This is a genomic window from Mesorhizobium sp. M7A.F.Ca.AU.002.02.1.1 (assembly GCF_003998535.1).
GTDB lineage: Bacteria > Pseudomonadota > Alphaproteobacteria > Rhizobiales > Rhizobiaceae > Mesorhizobium > Mesorhizobium ciceri.
On record NZ_RZPB01001236.1, the window covers coordinates 1 to 1,126 of the forward strand.

The window sequence follows — 1,126 nt, forward strand, 5'->3', positions numbered from 1 at the left end:
GCGGCAAGGTGCGGCTGACGGAGAAGGTGGCATCCTCGCTCTGCTCATGCTGGCGCAACTGCGCCCGAATGCGCGCCAGCAGCACGGCGAAGCGGAACGGCTTCGTCACATAGTCGTTGGCGCCGGCCTCGAGACCAAGAATCGTATCCGAATCGGTGTCGTGACCGGTCAGCATGATGATGGGCGCCTTGTAGCCGCCCTTGCGCAGGATCTTCACCGCTTCGCGGCCATCCATGTCGGGCAGCCCGACATCCATGATGAGCAGATCGATGAGGCCGCCGCGCGCTGCGGCGACACCTTTTGCCGCAGTCGATTCCTGCAGCACGTCGAATTCCTCGTAAAGGGATAATTGCTCGACCAGCGTGCCGCGCAGGTCGTCATCGTCGTCGACGATCAGTATGGTGCGTGAAGTCATGGATCAATCCGTTGTTTTGAAAAGAAAATTCAGTTGACCGCTGCCTGTTTATGCGGAAGCTGACCGGCGTAACAGCCGTTCACAGTGATTTGTTCCGTGGCACGATCATACAAGAAAAAACACGATCGCAATGCAGCCGGCGCAATTTTGCGAAAAGGGCTGCGTGTGCTGACCGTGCGGGCGAGGCCTGGGCATCCAAGCCAGGGCCTGCTGCAGGCCGGGAAAACGGTGTTTGCCTGTGCGCTGGGGCGCGGCGGCATCTCGGCCGACAAGCGCGAAGGCGACGGCGCCACGCCGCTGGCCGCGATGCGGATCCTGTCGGGGTATTTCCGGGGGGATCAGTTCTCCAGCGGCCGCAGGACCCGGCTGGCGATGACGCCGATCGGGCCCGATCTGGGCTGGTGCGAAGTGCCTGACGACCGCAACTACAACAGGCCGGTCAGGATTCCCTATGGCGCCAGCCACGAACGCATGCGGCGCGACGACAGGCTCTACGATGCCTGCCTGGTGCTCGACTGGAACCTGTCGCCGCGCCGGCGCGGGCGCGGCAGCGCCATCTTCTTCCATCTGGCGCGCCCCGGCTTCACGCCGACGCAAGGCTGCGTGGCTGTCACGGCGCAAACCATGGCGCGGCTGCTGCCGCTGCTGTCGGACCGGACGGTGGTGAGGGTGGTAAGATAGTAAGATAGTAAGATAGTAGGGGAGTAGGGG

General features: G+C 63.2%; 2 protein-coding genes. One reads left to right on the forward strand and one right to left on the reverse strand.

What is annotated here, in order from left to right; all coding sequences use genetic code 11:
• A partial coding sequence (locus EN879_RS36770; RefSeq protein ID WP_164774882.1) for a response regulator transcription factor occupies positions 1-415 on the reverse strand: 415 nt, incomplete at its 3' end.
• Positions 416-559: 144 nt separating this feature from the next.
• Here EN879_RS36770 and EN879_RS36775 point away from each other — a divergent pair.
• Complete coding sequence (locus EN879_RS36775; protein ID WP_181172690.1) at positions 560-1,096, forward strand: L,D-transpeptidase; 537 nt, start codon at positions 560-562, stop codon at positions 1,094-1,096.
• The last annotated feature ends 30 nt before the right edge of the window (positions 1,097-1,126 follow it).